Annotated in this window: 13 protein-coding genes and 2 tRNA genes; 14 read left to right on the top strand and 1 reads right to left on the bottom strand. The window is 60.3% G+C overall.

The features are described from left to right. Positions 1–40 precede the first annotated feature (40 nt). From ilvC to sake_RS05395, 11 genes are all read left to right on the top strand, one after another. Entirely contained in the window at positions 41–1,066 is a 1,026-nt protein-coding gene (ilvC, locus tag sake_RS05345; protein WP_129359840.1) for a ketol-acid reductoisomerase, read from the top strand. A gap of 125 nt (positions 1,067–1,191) precedes the next feature. After that, positions 1,192–2,796, top strand: a complete 1,605-nt coding sequence (gene serA, locus sake_RS05350) for a phosphoglycerate dehydrogenase (RefSeq protein ID WP_129359839.1) — start codon at positions 1,192–1,194, stop codon at positions 2,794–2,796. 144 nt (positions 2,797–2,940) lie between these two features. Continuing rightward, entirely contained in the window at positions 2,941–4,494 is a 1,554-nt protein-coding gene (gene metG / locus sake_RS05355; protein ID WP_129359838.1) for a methionine--tRNA ligase, read from the top strand. A 107-nt stretch (positions 4,495–4,601) separates the two neighbouring features. Then, complete coding sequence (locus sake_RS05360) at positions 4,602–5,210, top strand: hypothetical protein (RefSeq protein WP_129359837.1); 609 nt, start codon at positions 4,602–4,604, stop codon at positions 5,208–5,210. Beyond that, positions 5,207–5,800, top strand: coding sequence for a hypothetical protein (locus sake_RS05365; protein ID WP_129359836.1), 594 nt, complete (start codon positions 5,207–5,209; stop codon positions 5,798–5,800). The genes sake_RS05360 and sake_RS05365 overlap by 4 nt, the downstream gene beginning before the upstream one ends. An 87-nt stretch (positions 5,801–5,887) precedes the next feature. Continuing rightward, positions 5,888–6,955, top strand: coding sequence for a 3-isopropylmalate dehydrogenase (locus sake_RS05370; protein WP_178945581.1), 1,068 nt, complete (start codon positions 5,888–5,890; stop codon positions 6,953–6,955). 94 nt (positions 6,956–7,049) lie between these two features. Then, positions 7,050–8,147 (top strand): branched-chain amino acid aminotransferase, encoded by a 1,098-nt coding sequence (locus sake_RS05375; RefSeq protein ID WP_238147623.1) that lies wholly within the window; start codon positions 7,050–7,052, stop codon positions 8,145–8,147. Between the two features lie 109 nt (positions 8,148–8,256). Next, entirely contained in the window at positions 8,257–9,033 is a 777-nt protein-coding gene (locus sake_RS05380; RefSeq protein WP_129359834.1) for a fumarylacetoacetate hydrolase family protein, read from the top strand. A gap of 68 nt (positions 9,034–9,101) precedes the next feature. Then, positions 9,102–10,625 carry a glutamate--tRNA ligase gene (gene gltX / locus sake_RS05385; RefSeq protein ID WP_129359833.1) on the top strand — a complete coding sequence of 508 codons (1,524 nt, stop codon included), beginning with the start codon at positions 9,102–9,104 and terminating at the stop codon, positions 10,623–10,625. 230 nt (positions 10,626–10,855) lie between these two features. Next, positions 10,856–10,927, top strand: a tRNA-Gln gene (locus tag sake_RS05390). A 126-nt stretch (positions 10,928–11,053) separates the two neighbouring features. Next, positions 11,054–11,126 (top strand) — tRNA-Glu (locus sake_RS05395). A 648-nt stretch (positions 11,127–11,774) separates the two neighbouring features. On the opposite strand, the gene sake_RS05400 is transcribed toward sake_RS05395, so the two are convergent. Continuing rightward, positions 11,775–12,500: an IclR family transcriptional regulator gene (locus sake_RS05400; protein ID WP_129360158.1), complete on the bottom strand. Its 726-nt coding sequence runs from the start codon at positions 12,498–12,500 to the stop codon at positions 11,775–11,777. A 182-nt stretch (positions 12,501–12,682) separates the two neighbouring features. On the opposite strand from sake_RS05400, the gene leuC reads away from it, so the two are divergent. The 3 genes from leuC to murA all read left to right on the top strand — a co-directional run bounded on the left by leuC (position 12,683) and on the right by murA (position 16,308). Next, positions 12,683–14,128, top strand: a complete 1,446-nt coding sequence (gene leuC / locus sake_RS05405; protein ID WP_178945582.1) for a 3-isopropylmalate dehydratase large subunit — start codon at positions 12,683–12,685, stop codon at positions 14,126–14,128. Positions 14,129–14,137: 9 nt separating this feature from the next. Further along, on the top strand, positions 14,138–14,737 hold the full coding sequence (leuD, locus tag sake_RS05410) for a 3-isopropylmalate dehydratase small subunit (RefSeq protein WP_129360156.1): 600 nt from the start codon (positions 14,138–14,140) through the stop codon (positions 14,735–14,737). A 239-nt stretch (positions 14,738–14,976) separates the two neighbouring features. After that, entirely contained in the window at positions 14,977–16,308 is a 1,332-nt protein-coding gene (gene murA / locus sake_RS05415; RefSeq protein WP_129359832.1) for a UDP-N-acetylglucosamine 1-carboxyvinyltransferase, read from the top strand. Positions 16,309–16,310 lie beyond the last annotated feature (2 nt).

The following is a 16,310-nucleotide window of genomic DNA, read 5'->3' on the forward strand; positions in this document are numbered from 1 at the left end:
GGCAAGAGCCCGCGGGGAAGATAGAGGAGTTCTCAATCCCATGGCTGAAATCTTTTACGACGACGACGCAAACCTCGCGGCGATCCAGGACCGTTCCGTCGCCATCATCGGTTATGGATCCCAGGGTCACGCACACGCGCTGAACCTTCGGGATTCGGGCATCGACGTTCGTATCGGCCTCGCCGAGGGCTCGTCCTCGCGGGCCAAGGCAGAAGCTGAAGGCCTTCGCGTCCTGACCGTCGCGGAAGCCGTCGAAGAAGCCGACGTCATCATGATCCTGACCCCGGACCAGGTCCAGGCAAAGATCTACAAGGAATCGATCGAGCCGAACCTTGAGCCCGGCGATGCCCTGTTCTTCGCCCACGGGTTCAATATTCGTTTCGACTACATCCAGCCGATCGACGGCGTCGACGTCGCGATGGTTGCACCTAAGGGCCCCGGCCACACTGTGCGCCGAGAGTTCGAAGCGGGCCGCGGTGTTCCGGCCTTGGTCGCCGTCGAGGTGGATGCATCCGGCAAGGCCTTCGAGCTTGCTCTGGCCTATGCCAAGGGTCTCGGTGCCAGCCGCGCCGGCGTCATCAAGACGACCTTCACCGAGGAGACGGAATCCGATCTCTTCGGCGAGCAGGCTGTTTTGTGCGGCGGCGTCTCGCAGTTGATCCAGTACGGATTCGAAACGCTGACCGAGGCCGGTTACCAGCCCGAGATTGCGTACTTCGAGGTGTGCCACGAACTCAAACTGATCGTCGACCTGATCAACGAGGGCGGAATCACCAAGCAGCGTTGGTCCTGCTCCGACACCGCGGAGTATGGCGACTACGTTTCGGGCCCCCGGATCATCACCCCCGAGGTCAAGGATCACATGAAGGCCGTTCTTTCGGACATTCAGGACGGAACCTTCGCCCATCGCTTCATGGATGATCAGGCCAACGGCGGCAAGGAGTTCCAGGAACTCCGCGAGAAGGGCGCATCCCACCCGATCGAGAAGACCGGCCAGGAGCTGCGCAAGCTGTTCTCCTGGAAGTCATCCGACGCCGACTACACCGACGGCTCGGCAGCCCGCTAAACGTCGGAACCTGATGACGGTTCTCCAACGGCCGGTCATCCGCTGCAACGGATGACCGGCCGTTCCCCTTTTGTCTTTCATTTCCCCAATTTCCGGCACCGAACAATCACCAAAGGAATCCGACTTTGACTGAAACGCCTGTTGTCCTTCTGGCCGAGGAACTCTCACCCGCGACGGTCGACGCCCTCGGCGAGGGCTTCGAAATTCGCAAGACTAATGGCGCCGACCGCGAATCGTTGCTGCGCGATATAGCCGACGTGGACGCGATCATGATTCGCTCCGCGACCCGGCTGGACGCGGAAGCCTTCGACGCGGCCCGTCGCCTGAAGGTCGTTGCTCGCGCTGGAGTCGGCCTCGATAACGTCGACATCGCCGCGGCCACTGCGGCCGGCGTCATGGTCGTCAACGCGCCGACCTCCAACATCATTTCCGCGGCTGAGCTGACGGTCGGCCACATTCTCGGTCTGTCCCGCAATATTTCGGCAGCCGACGCTTCAATGCGAGACGGGCAGTGGAAGCGCTCCCAGTACACCGGCGTCGAACTCTTCGAGAAGAAGGTCGGCATCATCGGGCTCGGGCGCATCGGTGGGTTGGTCGCAGAACGGCTTCGGGGGTTCGGTACGGAAATCCTGGCCTACGACCCGTTCGTCACGAGCTCGCGTGCCGCATCGCTCGGGGCGCAGATGGTGGACCTGGACACGTTGTTCCGGGAATCCGACATCATCACGATTCACATGCCGAAGACACCGGACACGATCGGCATGGTCGATGCCGCGGCATTCGATCTCATGAAGCCTTCCGCCTTTGTCGTCAATGTGGCCCGCGGCGGGCTGATCGACGAGGATGACCTCACCGACGCGCTTCGGGCGGGCAAAATCGCGGGCGCGGCAATTGACGTATACGTCTCCGAGCCCCCCGAGGGCGTGGGCTTCGTGGGCATGGACAACGTCGTGACCACTCCGCACCTGGGCGCTTCGACCGTCGAAGCGCAGGAGAAAGCGGGAGTATCGGTTGCCAAATCTGTCAAACTCGCCCTCGAGGGCGAACTCGTCCCTGATGCCGTGAACGTCGCCGGCGGACCCATCGACTCAGACGTGCGCCCAGGAATTCCGTTGGCGGAGAAATTGGGTCGAGTCCTGACGGCGTTGACCCACGATTCGCCCCTGACGAGCGTGGAGGTCAAGGTCGCCGGGGAAATCGCGGACAAAGACGTGTCCTCGCTGAAACTCGCCGCACTCAAGGGCGTATTCACCGATGTGGTCTCCGAGAAGGTTTCTTACGTCAACGCTCCCATGATTGCAGAGCAGCGTGAGATCGAAACGACCTTGGTCACGACCACCGAAGTCGAGGGGTTCCGCAACGAGACCACCTTGTCGGCCATCCTTGCCGATGGGACCCAGGTCTCCGTTTCCGGTACCGTGACCGGGCCCAAGCTGGTCGAGAAACTGACCGGGGTCAACGGCTTCGATTTCGAGGTTGGGCTGACGGACCACATGCTCATTCTCGATTACCGCGACCGTCCCGGCGTCATCGCCTCCATGGGTACCCTGCTCGGGACCGCGAGCATCAACATCGCCGGAATGCAGGTTTCGCGTGGGGAGAGCCAAGCCAAGGAACAGCGGGCGCTGTCCGTTCTGGCCCTTGATTCTCCGGCTTCCCCCGAGATGGTCTCTTCGATCAAGTCGACGATCGAGGCCGACCGTACCGCGTTCGTCTCCCTCGCGGACTGAGCACAGTCGAATTCTCATCGCGACGCCGTCTGTTCACCGTGATGCGCGGGCGGCGTCGTGTTCGACGAAACCGGAAAATGCAGTATTCACAGTCCACCGATCCGGGGCCGATAAGCCTCGAGTTCTCCTTATAGAGTAGGAGCCATGACTTCCACATCAGCCGAGCCGTTCTACATCACCACAGCGATCGTCTACCCGAACGGCGATCCCCACATCGGTCACGCGTATGAGCACATTGCGACAGACGTCATGGCACGTTTCAAGCGCCTGGATGGATACGACGTCCGGTTCATGACGGGCACGGATGAACACGGTCAGAAGATGCAGACCTCGGCCGAAAAACAGGGCATCACCGCCAAGGATCTGGCCGAAAAGAATTCGGCCAAAATCAAGGCGATGGACGATCTCCTGGGTATCAGCTACGACCGTTTTATACGCACCACGGACCCGGATCATGTGGCCTCGTGCCAGGAGATGTGGCGTCGCATGGAAGCCAACGGAGACATCTACCTCGACAAATACGAAGGCTGGTACTCGGTACGCGATGAGGCCTTCTACGGAGAAGACGAGACCGAAGTCCGGAAAGATGGCGTTAGGTATGCGATCCCTACCGACACCGAGGTCGAGTGGACCGAAGAGGAATCCTACTTCTTCCGGCTCTCCAAGTACCAAGACCGGCTCTTGGACCTTTACGCATCAGAGGGGTTTGCGTACCCGGAATACCGTCGCAATGAGGTCGCTTCGTTCGTGAAATCCGGTTTGAGGGATCTCTCGATTTCTCGAACCACCTTCGACTGGGGGATTCCCGTTCCGGGAAACGACAAGCACATCATGTATGTGTGGGTCGACGCCCTCACCAACTACATCACCGGGCTCGGTTTCCCGGATACCGACGGCGAACTCTTCCGAAAGTATTGGCCTGCGGATTTCCACGTCATCGGCAAGGACATCACGCGTTTCCACACCATATACTGGCCGGCATTCTTGTGGTCGGCTGGGCTGGACTTGCCGCGAAAGGTCTTCGCACATGGATTCCTTCTCGTCGACGGGGCCAAGATGTCCAAGTCCGTGGGCAACGTACTCGATCCGGAGCAATTGGTCGAGAGCTTCGGCGTCGACCCCTTGCGCTTCTTCCTTCTCCGTGAAGTGACCTTTGGCCAGGACGGCTCGTACAGTGCTCCTGCGATCGTTTCCCGCATTAATTCCGACCTGTCGAATGACCTCGGCAACCTGGCACAGCGTTCGCTGTCCATGGTCGCGAAGAACTGCGAGGCGGCTGTCCCGAGCCCCGATGAATTCACGGCGGAGGACCAGGCCATTCTGGAATCAGCCGATGCACTGTACGTTTCGGTGCGGGAGGATTTCGAGAGCCTGGACTATCACCGGGCCTTGGATCGGATCTGGAAGGTCATCGCCGATGTGAACCGCTATTTCACGGCGCAGGAGCCGTGGAAGCTGCGCAAGACGGACCAAACACGGATGGAAACGGTCTTGTACGTGACCCTTGAGTGTCTTCGCATCGTGGCTATCCTGATCCAACCGATCATGCCCGGTTCGATGGCCAAGTTGTTGGACCAGCTGGGACAGCCCGAAGGAGACCAAAGACTCTTTGCAGCGTTGCCGCAGCGCATCGTAGCGGGGACCGCGTTGCCGGCTCCGCAGGGGATTTTTCCTCGTTTCGAGGCACCCAGCGAGTAGAAAACAACGACCGCCCTTGTAATTGTTAATACAAGGTTAGAATCCGGTAGTCATAGAAACCGGATTCTAACCTTGTAAGTTGAGCGATAGGGTGCAAGGATCGAAGCATGTTCGTTCTGACCGTCGATCAAGTGGGTTCCAGAAAAAGGTCCGACGCCGTGCCCCAGTTGGTTTCCGTCTCGGGTGAGGCCGTGCTGCCTTTTGACCGAACAGCCGGAGACGAGGCCCAGGCGGTGTTCGACAACGCCGACGCAGCGATCGCCTGTGCTCTGACCCTGGCATCGGGCGGTCAATGGCACTGCGGTTTGGGGCAAGGACGTATCGAAGAGCCCCTGCCGAGGACTGCCCGTGAGGGGCGGGGAACGGCGTACGTCAACGCACGCCACGCCGTCGACGAGGCCAAGAAATCGGGTGCGCACCACCTCGGGTTCAGATCTGACTCGCCCTTAGGCGCGGGAATCCAGGCGGGTCTACGGACCGTCATCGCGGTTTGGGGGAAGCGCCGCGACACCACGCGAGAAGCATACGAGTGGGCCCTCGCCGGCAAGACGCAGGCGGAAATAGCCGCGCAGTTGGGAATCAGTCAACAGGCCGTATCCGGCCGGTTGGCCGCAGGTATGTATCGTGAACTCGAAGACCTCAAGCGAGAAATGACCCGCTGGGCAGAGTATCTAGATGCTCCCGGTCGTCCCGGAGAGAAGGAGCGGGCCGATTGAGCCAAATAGCCCTTCTGATCATGATCATTTCCGCTCTTCTCGGGGCCTTTACCTGCTTCAGGGTCCCGGCACTCAGTATCCGGGCTCGTCGCATCTGGACCATTGCCAACGTCCTGTTTCTCGCGACTGCGGCCCTGCTGGCGACCGGTGGGGCCATCCAGGGATATTCGGCCCGCTCCGAACCGCTCGTGGCGGTCCTCTCCGTAGTATTCGGCACAGCGGCAGCGGCGATGACGGGATCCCCGGTAACGGCGGCGGTTCTGCAGCTGTCACTGCGCAGCGGACGAATTTACCGTTCGGGCAAACGAGACACGGACGCCGCCGAACAGAACATCGAAGACCCCGAGCGCGATTCTTCCCTTCATGGCGGTCTGTGGATCGGAGTTCTGGAACGTGCCGGCGTCGCCGTAACCCTGCTGATGGGATGGCCAACGGGCCTGACCGTCCTGGCAGCCATCAAGGCCCTGGGCAGATTCACCGAGCTCAAGAAGCCCGATGCTGTCGAACGGTTCATCCTGGGAACCTTCGCCTCATTCCTCTGGGCCGCAGCCTGGGCGGGTGTTGCAATGCTCCTGGTACGGGGCGTCTGAACCGTGGAGAAGTAACGTCTGGTTCACATGGTGAGAAGCCGTCCTACTATGTGGTCACGTCACCGTCGGCGGAGCTAGCTTAGTCCCATGACCGACAGCACGGAATCCCGAAATATCGATTTGGCCGTCATCCCAGGTGACGGCATCGGCCCCGAAGTTACCGAACAGGCCCTTGCCGTTCTGACCGCCGCGGCCCGGCGCGAAGGTATCGACGTCTCGCCGACACCCTACGAGCTCGGCGCCGAAGCGTGGCTCAGAACAGGGGAGACGTTGACCGAGGACAAACTCGCGTCTCTGCGAGAACATGACGCGATTCTCTTCGGCGCCGTCGGGGCCGACCCGCGCTCGACGAAGGTCCCGTCCGGCCTCATCGAGCGCGAAATTCTTCTGAAGCTCCGGTTTGCCTTCGATCATTTCATCAACCTGCGCCCGTCGCGTCTCTACCCCGGCGCGGTGTCTCCCCTGAGCGATCCCGGCGACATAGACTTCGTCGTCGTCCGAGAAGGGACCGAAGGTCCGTACGTCGGGAACGGGGGCACGGTCCGACAGGACACCGAACACGAGATCGCAACCGAAGTCTCCGTGAACACCGCTCACGGAGTCGAACGTCTGATCCGTTATGCTTTCGACCTTGCCGCCTCCCGCGAACGTCAGCACGTCACCTTGGTCCACAAGCACAACGTACTGGTTCACGCCGGGGGGCTCTACCGGCGGATCTTCGACCGTATCGCGGATGAGTACCCACGGGTCTCCACCGATTACATTCACGTCGACGCCGCAACGATTTACATGACCACGGATCCCTCACGATTCGACGTCATCGTGACGGACAACCTGTTCGGGGACATCCTGACGGACCAGGCCGGTGCGATCTCGGGCGGTATAGGTTACGCCGCATGCGGGAATATCAACGCCGAGTTCACGGCACCGTCGATGTTCGAGCCGGTGCACGGTTCGGCTCCGGACATCGCTGGGCAAGGAATCGCCGATCCTCGGGCCGCCATACTCGCGGGCGCTCTTTTGTTGCGTCATCTTGGTCATGAACGTGCGGCGAGTAACATCGAAGAAGCAGTCGAGGCCGACATGAGGGATCACGGTTCCGAGCGAAGAACGACGGTGGACATCGGACAAGCCATTCTCGCCGGAATCTCCTGAGCGCCCCAACGCCGGACGCGACGGTTGCCGCAAAGATGCGGTCACCCTCGCGGACAACAGAACATCAGCACACTCGCTCGAAACGGAGCCCACCTTGAGAACTTCCTCATTCACCATCACCGAGAACCAGGATCCGACCCCTTCCGAGCGGCTCGCTGAAATTCTGGCTGCTCCTGGATTCGGCGAGTTCACGACCGATCACGTTGCAAAGGTCGAGTGGACTGGGGACTATTCGACCGGTGGTGAATGGGAGCATGCACGAATCGAGCCCTACGCACCCTTGAGTCTCGATCCGGCCACGTCGGTTTTCCATTATGGGCAGGAAATCTTCGAAGGGCTGAAAGCCTATCGGCATCAAGACGGATCCGTGTGGCTGTTCCGTCCGGAGGCGAATGCCGACCGGTTCCGTCGCTCAGCGAAGCGACTGGCGTTGCCCGAGCTTCCGACCGAGATTTTCATTGATGCGGTTCATGCTCTGGTCGAGAAGGACTCGCGGTGGATCCCTGAGGGGGAGGGCACCTCCCTGTATATCCGGCCTTTCATGATTGCGACCGAGAAATTCTTGGGGGTTCGCCCCACTCGTGAGGCCCTGTTCGAGGTCATCGCGTCGCCCGCGGCCAATTATTTTGGCAGTCCCGAGCCCGTGGATATTTGGTGGTCCCAGAATTATGCTCGCGCCGGCCAAGGAGGCACGGGCGCAGCGAAGTGCGGCGGAAACTATGCGGCGAGTCTTCTTCCGCAGCTCGAAGGGGAAGCCAAAGGCTGTAAGCAGGTCATGTTTACCGACGAGCATCGAAATCACGCGGTTGAGGAACTCGGGGGCATGAACGTCTTCTTCGTTCTCAAAGACGGGACTCTGGTCACACCCAAGTTGACCGGCACCATTCTGGAGGGTGTCACGCGCAAGTCGATCGTTGAGCTGGCGCAGGAGAGCGGAATGAAGGTGGTCGAGAGGACAATCACGGTCGACGAGTGGCAGGCAGGGATCGCAAAGGACGACATCACCGAAATCTTTGCTTGTGGCACGGCCGCGGTAATTGCTCCGATGGGCCGTTTGCTCTACGAAGATGGTGAGATCCCTGCCGCGAGCCAGACGAACGGTAGAGTCACTCAATGGCTGCGCGCCCAGCTGACTGGCATTCAGACCGGACGAGTCGAGGATCGCTTCGGGTGGATGACGCGGGTGATCTGACCCGATGTGCCGGCACTGCAGCCACTTGCGAGCGGCGGTCGCAACCATCCGGTGCTTCATGCCGGTGAAGGGTGGCCACGGTGCGCCGCGTACGCGCTAACCTGGACGTATGCGCATTGCACGATTTACTGCCGAGGACCAGCTGTTTTACGGACGCGTCGACGGTGAGGACGGCCAGGAAACCCTGACTGTTCTGGCTGGCGACCCGTTCTACACAGGAATTAACCCGACCGAAAAGACGTACCCGATTGCGGACGTTCGTCTGGTCGCCCCCATCATTCCCCGCTCCAAAGTCGTCGGTGTTGCCCGAAATTGGAACGAACATGCAAGTGAACTCGGCAACCAGGCGCCGACATCGCCGCAGTTCTTTCTGAAGCCGAATACTTCGGTCGTCGGCCCCGGTGATCCCGTGACCCTCCCGGATTTCAGCGAGGAGATCTCCTACGAGGCCGAATTGGCCGTAGTGATCGGTCGCATGTGCAAATCGGTCCCGATCGAGCGCGTGCCCGAGGTGGTTTTCGGATACACCTGCGGCAATGACTTGACTGCGCGGGATCTGCAGAAGACGGATCTGCAATGGGCGAGGGCGAAAGGCTTCGACGGTTCATGCCCTTTGGGACCGTGGATCGAGACCGAGCTGGATACCGATGACCTGCCCATCAAGTCATGGGTGGATGGCGAGCTCAAGCAGGATGGAACGACGCGGGACATGATCTTCGGCGTGGCCGAGCTCGTCTCCCGCATTTCTGATGCCTTTACTTTGTTGCCAGGGGACGTGATCCTGACCGGGACACCCGCCGGAGTCGGTCTGGTCGAAGACGGGCAAGAAGTCGAGATCGAGGTCGGCGGCATCGGGGCGCTCGTCAACCGAATGCGTCGGGCCTAGTAACACGCGAATGGCGGGGGAGTTCCCCGCATACTACTGAAAACGAAAGCGATGAGTAGCCAAGCATTATGACAACCGAAGCTATCAAGCCGACCGTGAGTGAAGACCGCCCCGTGCGCGTACGCTTTTGCCCTTCACCTACTGGCACGCCCCATGTAGGGATGGTCCGAACGGCGCTGTTCAACTGGGCCCACGCCCGACACACCGGAGGCAAGCTCGTTTTCCGAATCGAGGATACGGATGCCAAGCGAGATTCGGAGGAGTCCTTCAACCAAGTCCTCGAATCCCTTCACTGGTTGGGCATTGAGTGGGATGAAGGCGTCGGGGTGGGAGGCCCTCACGAGCCGTACCGCCAGTCCCAGCGGGGCGAGATCTATCGAGATGTTATCCAGAAGCTGATCGACGGGGGATACGTCTATGAAGATTTCTCGACCCCGCAGGAGGTCGAAGAGCGCCATCGCGCCAAGGGAGAAGACCCCAAACTCGGCTATGACAACTTCGATCGGAATCTGACGGAGGAGCAGATATCTGCTTTTCGGTCTGAGGGGCGCAAGCCGGTGCTCCGGTTGCGGATGCCGGATGAAGACATCACATTCAATGATGTGGTCCGTGGTGAAATCACGTTCAAAGCCGGCTCAGTTCCCGACTACGTCGTGGTCCGAGCCGACGGAAGCCCGTTGTACACGCTGGTCAACCCCGTCGACGACGCTCTGATGAAAATTACCCACGTGCTGCGAGGCGAAGACCTGCTTTCCTCGACCCCCCGCCAGATTGCGTTATATCGCGCATTGGTGGGTATAGGAGTCGCCGAATTCATTCCCGAATTCGGACACCTCCCCTATGTCATGGGGCAAGGCAATAAGAAGTTGTCCAAACGAGACCCGGAATCGAATCTCTTCTTACTGCGCGACGAAGGATTTATCAAAGAAGGCCTGCTCAATTACCTTTCTTTGTTGGGTTGGTCTCTTTCGCCGGACGAAGATATCTTCACCGTCGACCAGCTGATAGAGAACTTTGACGTTCACGACGTTTTGGCCAATCCGGCTCGATTCGACGTCAAAAAGGCGGAAGCGATCAACGGTCAGCACATTCGAATGCTGGAACCCCAGGATTTTGAAAACCGTCTCTTGCCCTACCTCAGGGATGCAGGCATCGTAGACGACGTGCTGAGCGAGCGTGAACGGCAGATTCTCCGCGAGGCGGCTCCACTGGTTCAGGAACGTATGCAGCTGCTGGGTGAAGCTCCGGGGCTCCTCGGGTTCCTGTTCCGTGCTGACGGTGAAATCGAGATTGCCGACGACGCGCGCAAGCAGCTCAAGGACTCCGCACCCGAGGTCTTGGACGCTGCGCACGCGGCCTTGACCGACGTCGAATCCTGGGACGCTGCATCGATCCAGGAGACCCTTCGGACCGCCATCGTCGACGGCTTGGGAATCAAGCCGCGTCTCGCCTTCGGGCCTGTCCGTATTGCGGTCTCGGGGGCACGGATCTCCCCGCCACTTTTTGAGTCGCTGGAAATCCTCGGACGCGATTCCTCCTTGGCCCGTATCGAGTCGCTTCGACAGGATTTGGCGGCGGCCTCAGAGGCCTGAGCCCTACGACGCCTCTGGCGCGGCTCCTGCCACCTGGACAGGAGCCCGCGTGGGGGCCCGGAGAGAGATGGGGTCTCAGGGCCCCTGACAGGGCTTGGTCCACGGTTTTGCCCAGGTGGGGGTAGGGTGGCGGAGACCACGCCACTTCAGGTTGCATGGTGCAAGGTGGGGCTGTAGAGTATTTATTCGTTGCGGAGATGCGGTCGGAAGGCCAAAACTTCACGACATAGTGGGATATGGTGTAATTGGCAACACAGCGGTTTCTGGTACCGTCGTTCTAGGTTCGAGTCCTGGTATCCCAGCGAATGTATCCATAGGTAATGTTCTATGTGGTGCAATTCACAAATCTCGATTTGGAACTATTCGCAGTTATGTGTAAACTGAGTCGAGTCGTCATAGCGGGGAAGGAATTCTTCGCAAAGACACCTGGCCCCATCGTATAGCGGCCTAGTACTCCGCCCTCTCACGGCGGCAACACCGGTTCGAATCCGGTTGGGGTCACAGGCTATAAAAAGTCCGGCACGTCTGTGCCGGACTTTTTGCTTTTAACGCCGCTATCCCGATGGCGCCCGCAGACAAGGGTATCTGAGGGGCATTCGTTTCAGACACCAGAAAATGTGACGACAGCGTGACCTCGGTGTGAATATCGCCTGAGGCGATACGGGATATGCCTGGATGGCACCGTGGAGGCTCGATGACTTGTACAGCTCGGTCCAGTTGCCCGCACATTATCGGACCGCACCCCTCATCGGTGCGTGTGAGGCCGGATTGGGCATCATCCAGGAGTAGCTTCTACGGAGCGTGAAAACCCAATGACTTGAGAGCCCGAGGGGTTCGCTGTGCGTGTCGATGTCATGGAGTGGGCGTTTGCCCTCAGAAGTACTCGGATCATGTGATTCACATTGATCTCACCCAAGGCTGCCCTGGTGCGGCGGCAAGATTCTTGCAATCCTCAACCACGACGATCGCCTGAACGCCGTAGGACGCGAGTGAGTCCTGGAGGGCTTTGGAGTCAATGAGCAGTTGTCAGGAGGGCTGCAGGGGTCACGCCGCCGTGACCGTGGGAAGGCCTCAGAGGCTTATGCCTGGGCGCAGAAGGTCCTGGGTGAACTTCCCGGTGTTCCGGCGAAGACGTGGCGTCCCAACACCTCACTGAGGTGCTCGTAAGGCTTCCGTGAGTTGACGTGCTGCCTGGCTGACGACGTCGGCGTGCAAGCGTCCAGGTTGGCGGGTCAACCGCTCGATAGGTCCGGATATTGAGACGGCAGCTATGACTTTCCCCGAAGGATTGCGCACCGGTGCAGAAACCGAAGCGATGCCCCGTTCCCGTTCACCAACCGACTGTGCCCAACCCCGGCGGCGGACCGCTGACAACACGGTTGCTGAGAAGCGAGCCTGGCGTAACCCTTCAAGGAGGCGATTGTGATCCTCCCAGGCTATGAGCACCTGCGCGGCAGATCCGGCCCTCATGGATAGCTGTGTACCCACCGGGATGGTGTCCCTCAGGCCGATCGGGCGCTCGGCGGACGCGACGCAGATACGCCACTCTCCTTGCCGTCGGTAGACCTGTGCCGACTCTCCGGTGAGGTTGCGCAACTGGTTGAGCACCGGGCCGGCTGCGGCAATCAAGCGGTCTTCGCCCGCGGCCGAGGCAAGCTCGCCGAGCCTCGGCCCCAGGACGAATCGGCCTTGGACGTCGCGCGCCACCAGGCGGTGATGGGCCAGGGCGACGGCCAGGCGATGGGCGGTGGGGCGCGCGAGCCCGGTAGCCTCCACGAGCTGGGAGAGACTGGCCGGGCCCGCTTCCAGGCAATCCAGAATGTGGGTGGCCTTGTCCAGAACGCCTACGCCGCTGGGGTGAACCCTGACCGACATGGGATTGGCCGTACCCATGCCTCCGAGGATTTCATCTGTATCTCCCGCGGCCAGGCCTGTGGTCGGTTTTGGATCAGGGGTTTCACTCATACCCACCATGGTGGAGTCTCAAATGCTGGAATGCAAGTCCACGTTGTGGAAGCCCTGACGAATCCTCGGCACAATGAATTTCGCAAACACACATGACTTCGGAGGACACCATGGCGGATTCACCGGATCGCCCAATGACCTTGGCCGAAAAGGTCTGGGCAGACCATCGAGTCGTATCGGGGCAAGACGGCAAGCCCGATCTCATCTACATCGATCTTCACCTTGTGCACGAGGTGACCTCGCCCCAAGCCTTCGAAGGACTGCGTCTTGCCGGGCGGAAACTGCGGCGACCCGATCTCACGATCGCCACGGAAGACCACAACACTCCTACGGAAGATATTTTCTCCCGGATCGCGGATCAGACGTCGCGTCAGCAGATCGAAACCTTGCGCGCCAACGCCGAGGAATTCGGCGTGCGCATTCACTCACTCGGTGACGCCGAACAGGGAATCGTGCACGTCGTCGGACCCCAGCTCGGACTCACGCAGCCTGGGATGACCGTGGTCTGCGGCGACTCGCATACCTCGACCCACGGCGCATTCGGGGCCTTGGCCTTGGGTATCGGAACCAGCGAGGTCGAACACGTCATGGCAACGCAGACCGTGTCGCTGGCGCCCTTCAAAACCATGGCGATCACCGTCAACGGTCACCTGAAACCGGGCGTGACGGCAAAGGACATCATTCTTGCCGTGATCGCGAAGATCGGCACGGGTGGGGGCCAAGGGTACGTCCTGGAATACCGGGGAACCGCCATCGAGGAGCTGTCGATGGAAGGTCGCATGACCATTTGCAATATGTCGATCGAAGCCGGGGCCCGTGCGGGCATGGTCGCTCCCGACCAGACGACCTTCGACTACGTTCAGGGCCGGCCCCATGCACCTCAAGGCGAGGAATGGGACCGGGCTGTCGAGTACTGGAAATCTTTGCGCACCGACGACGACGCGAAATTCGACCGCGAAGTCGTCATCGACGGCGATGAGCTCGAGCCGTTCGTCACCTGGGGGACCAATCCAGGTCAAGGCGTCCCGCTGTCCGAGTGCGTTCCCGATCCTGAGGACGCACCGGACGAGGGATCCAAGGCCTCGGCGGCCAAGGCGCTGCAATACATGGATCTGAAAGCCGGAACGCCGATGAAGGCCATTCCGGTCGACACCGTGTTCTTGGGTTCCTGCACCAATTCGCGTATTGAAGACCTCCGGGCTGCTGCGGCCATCATCGAAGGTCGCAGCAAAGCTGAAAGCGTGCGGATGATGGTGGTTCCTGGGTCGGCTCGGGTGAGGTTGCAGGCCGAGGAAGAAGGATTGGACCAGATATTCAAGGATTTCGGAGCCGAGTGGCGTTTTGCCGGTTGTTCGATGTGCCTAGGAATGAACCCGGACCAGTTGGAGCCCGGAGAGCGATGTGCCTCGACGTCGAACCGGAATTTCGAAGGCCGTCAAGGCAAGGGTGGACGTACCCACCTGGTATCGCCGTTGGTCGCTGCGGCAACCGCGGTCAAAGGCACCCTGAGCTCACCCTCCGATCTGCTGGACATTTAGGAGAAGATGATGGAACCGATTACGACCCATACCGGAGTCGCGGCGCCGTTACGCGCCTCGAACGTAGACACTGATCAGATCATTCCTGCGGTTTATCTGAAACGCATCACCAAAACCGGTTTCGATGACGCCTTGTTCGCGGCGTGGCGCAAGGATCCCGAGTTCGTCCTCAACCAAGAGCCTTTTCGGAATGCTTCCGTCCTGGTGGCCGGGCCGGACTTCGGTACCGGCTCCTCACGCGAACACGCCGTATGGGCCCTGAAGGATTACGGGTTCCGGGTCGTTCTCTCGGCCCGCTTCGCTGATATCTTCCGTGGCAATTCGGGTAAGCAAGGCCTCGTCGCGGCCCAGTTGGACCAGCAGGACATCGAGTTGATCTGGAAGTCCATCGAGGAAAACCCGGGGATTGAAGTGACCGTGGATCTGGAGAGCAAGAACGTGACGTGCGGTTCGCTGACAGTGCCGTTCCAGATCGACGAGTACACGCGCTGGCGCCTCATGAACGGACTCGACGATATTTCCTTGACCCTGCAGCAAGAGGACCAGATCACTCGTTTCGAAGAGACGAGGCCCGCGTTCAAGCCACGTACGCTACCGGCGAAGTCCTGACCTCGACGAAGCATCCATTGAGGGGCCGCGCCCATGACACACCTACGGTGTATGGGCCGCGGTCCGCCGACGTTAAGCAGGACCAATTCGGTCCGGTATTGTGTTCGCTGCAGTCCGGTGGAAGGCGGGAATCTGTCTCGGCGTTGGTACCGTAAAATAGCTCAAGAATGCGTGTCACCTGCGGACACGCCAGAATCACTGGGGCCCACGGGGCCTGAACACACGAGGATTGGAACTTTATGATCGGCGCATTGCACATTGAGGGCGGCGAGCCGCTTCGCGGAGAAGTATCGGTCCGCGGAGCGAAGAACCTTGTCCCGAAGGCCATGGTCGCGGCCCTGCTCGGTGCAACTCCGTCGGTATTGCGCAGCGTTCCCGAGATCAAAGATGTCAACGTTGTCACTGACCTGCTGTCCTTGCACGGCGTCACGGTGACCAAGGACCCGAAAAACGGCGATTTGAGTCTCGATCCGACCAATGTGTCCGTCGCGCGACACGCGGACATCGATGCTCACGCCGGCGATTCCCGCATTCCGATTCTCCTGTGCGGCCCCTTGTTGCACGCTATCGGGGAGGCGTTCATCCCCGATCTGGGCGGCTGCAAAATCGGCGATCGTCCCATCGATTACCACCTCGAAGTGCTTCGGAATTTCGGCGCCGAGGTCAACAAGTTGCCCTCTGGTATCCGGATGACGGCACCCAAGGGACTCAAGGGCGCCAAAATCGACCTGCCGTACCCGTCCGTCGGGGCGACCGAGCAGGTCCTGCTGACAGCAACGCGCGCCGAAGGCAACACCGAGCTGCGTGGAGCGGCCACCGAACCCGAGATCATGGACCTCATCGCGATCCTCCAGAAGATGGGTGCGATCATCACGGTCCAGACCGACCGGGTGATCCATATCGAAGGTGTGCCCAACCTCAGCGGATACAACCATCGTGCGCTGCCAGACCGGATCGAAGCGGCCTCGTGGGGTTCGGCGGCGTTGGCTACCGGCGGCGACATCTTCGTCCGCGGAGCCCAGCAGGCAGACATGATGGCTTACCTCAATACTTTCCGGAAAATCGGCGGTGGCCTCGACATCACGGATGAGGGCATCCGTTTTTACCATCCCGGCGGAAAGCTCAACTCGCTCATCGTCGAGACCAACGTTCACCCGGGTTTCATGACCGACTGGCAGCAACCGCTCGTGGTCGCGTTGACGCAGGCTGACGGTGTATCGATCGTCCACGAAACCGTGTACGAGAACCGATTCGGATTCACCGGTGCGCTGAATCGAATGGGCGCCTCGATCCAGCTGCACCGCGAGTGCCTGGGGTCGGTGCCTTGCCGCTTCGGTCAGCGTAACTTCCTTCACTCGGCGGTCATCTCCGGACCGACTCCGTTGCACGGGGCAGACATCAACATCCCCGACCTGCGAGGGGGCTTCAGCCACCTCATCGCGGCGCTTGCCGGTGAGGGAGAATCGCACGTTACGGGGGTTGAACTCATCAACCGTGGCTACGAACGATTCGTCGATAAGCTCGAGGGCCTGGGAGCCAAATTCGACCTCGAGAATATGGCGGCCAAGTAGCA

This window comes from Kocuria sp. TGY1127_2 (assembly GCF_013394385.1).
Taxonomy (GTDB): Bacteria; Actinomycetota; Actinomycetes; order Actinomycetales; family Micrococcaceae; genus Rothia.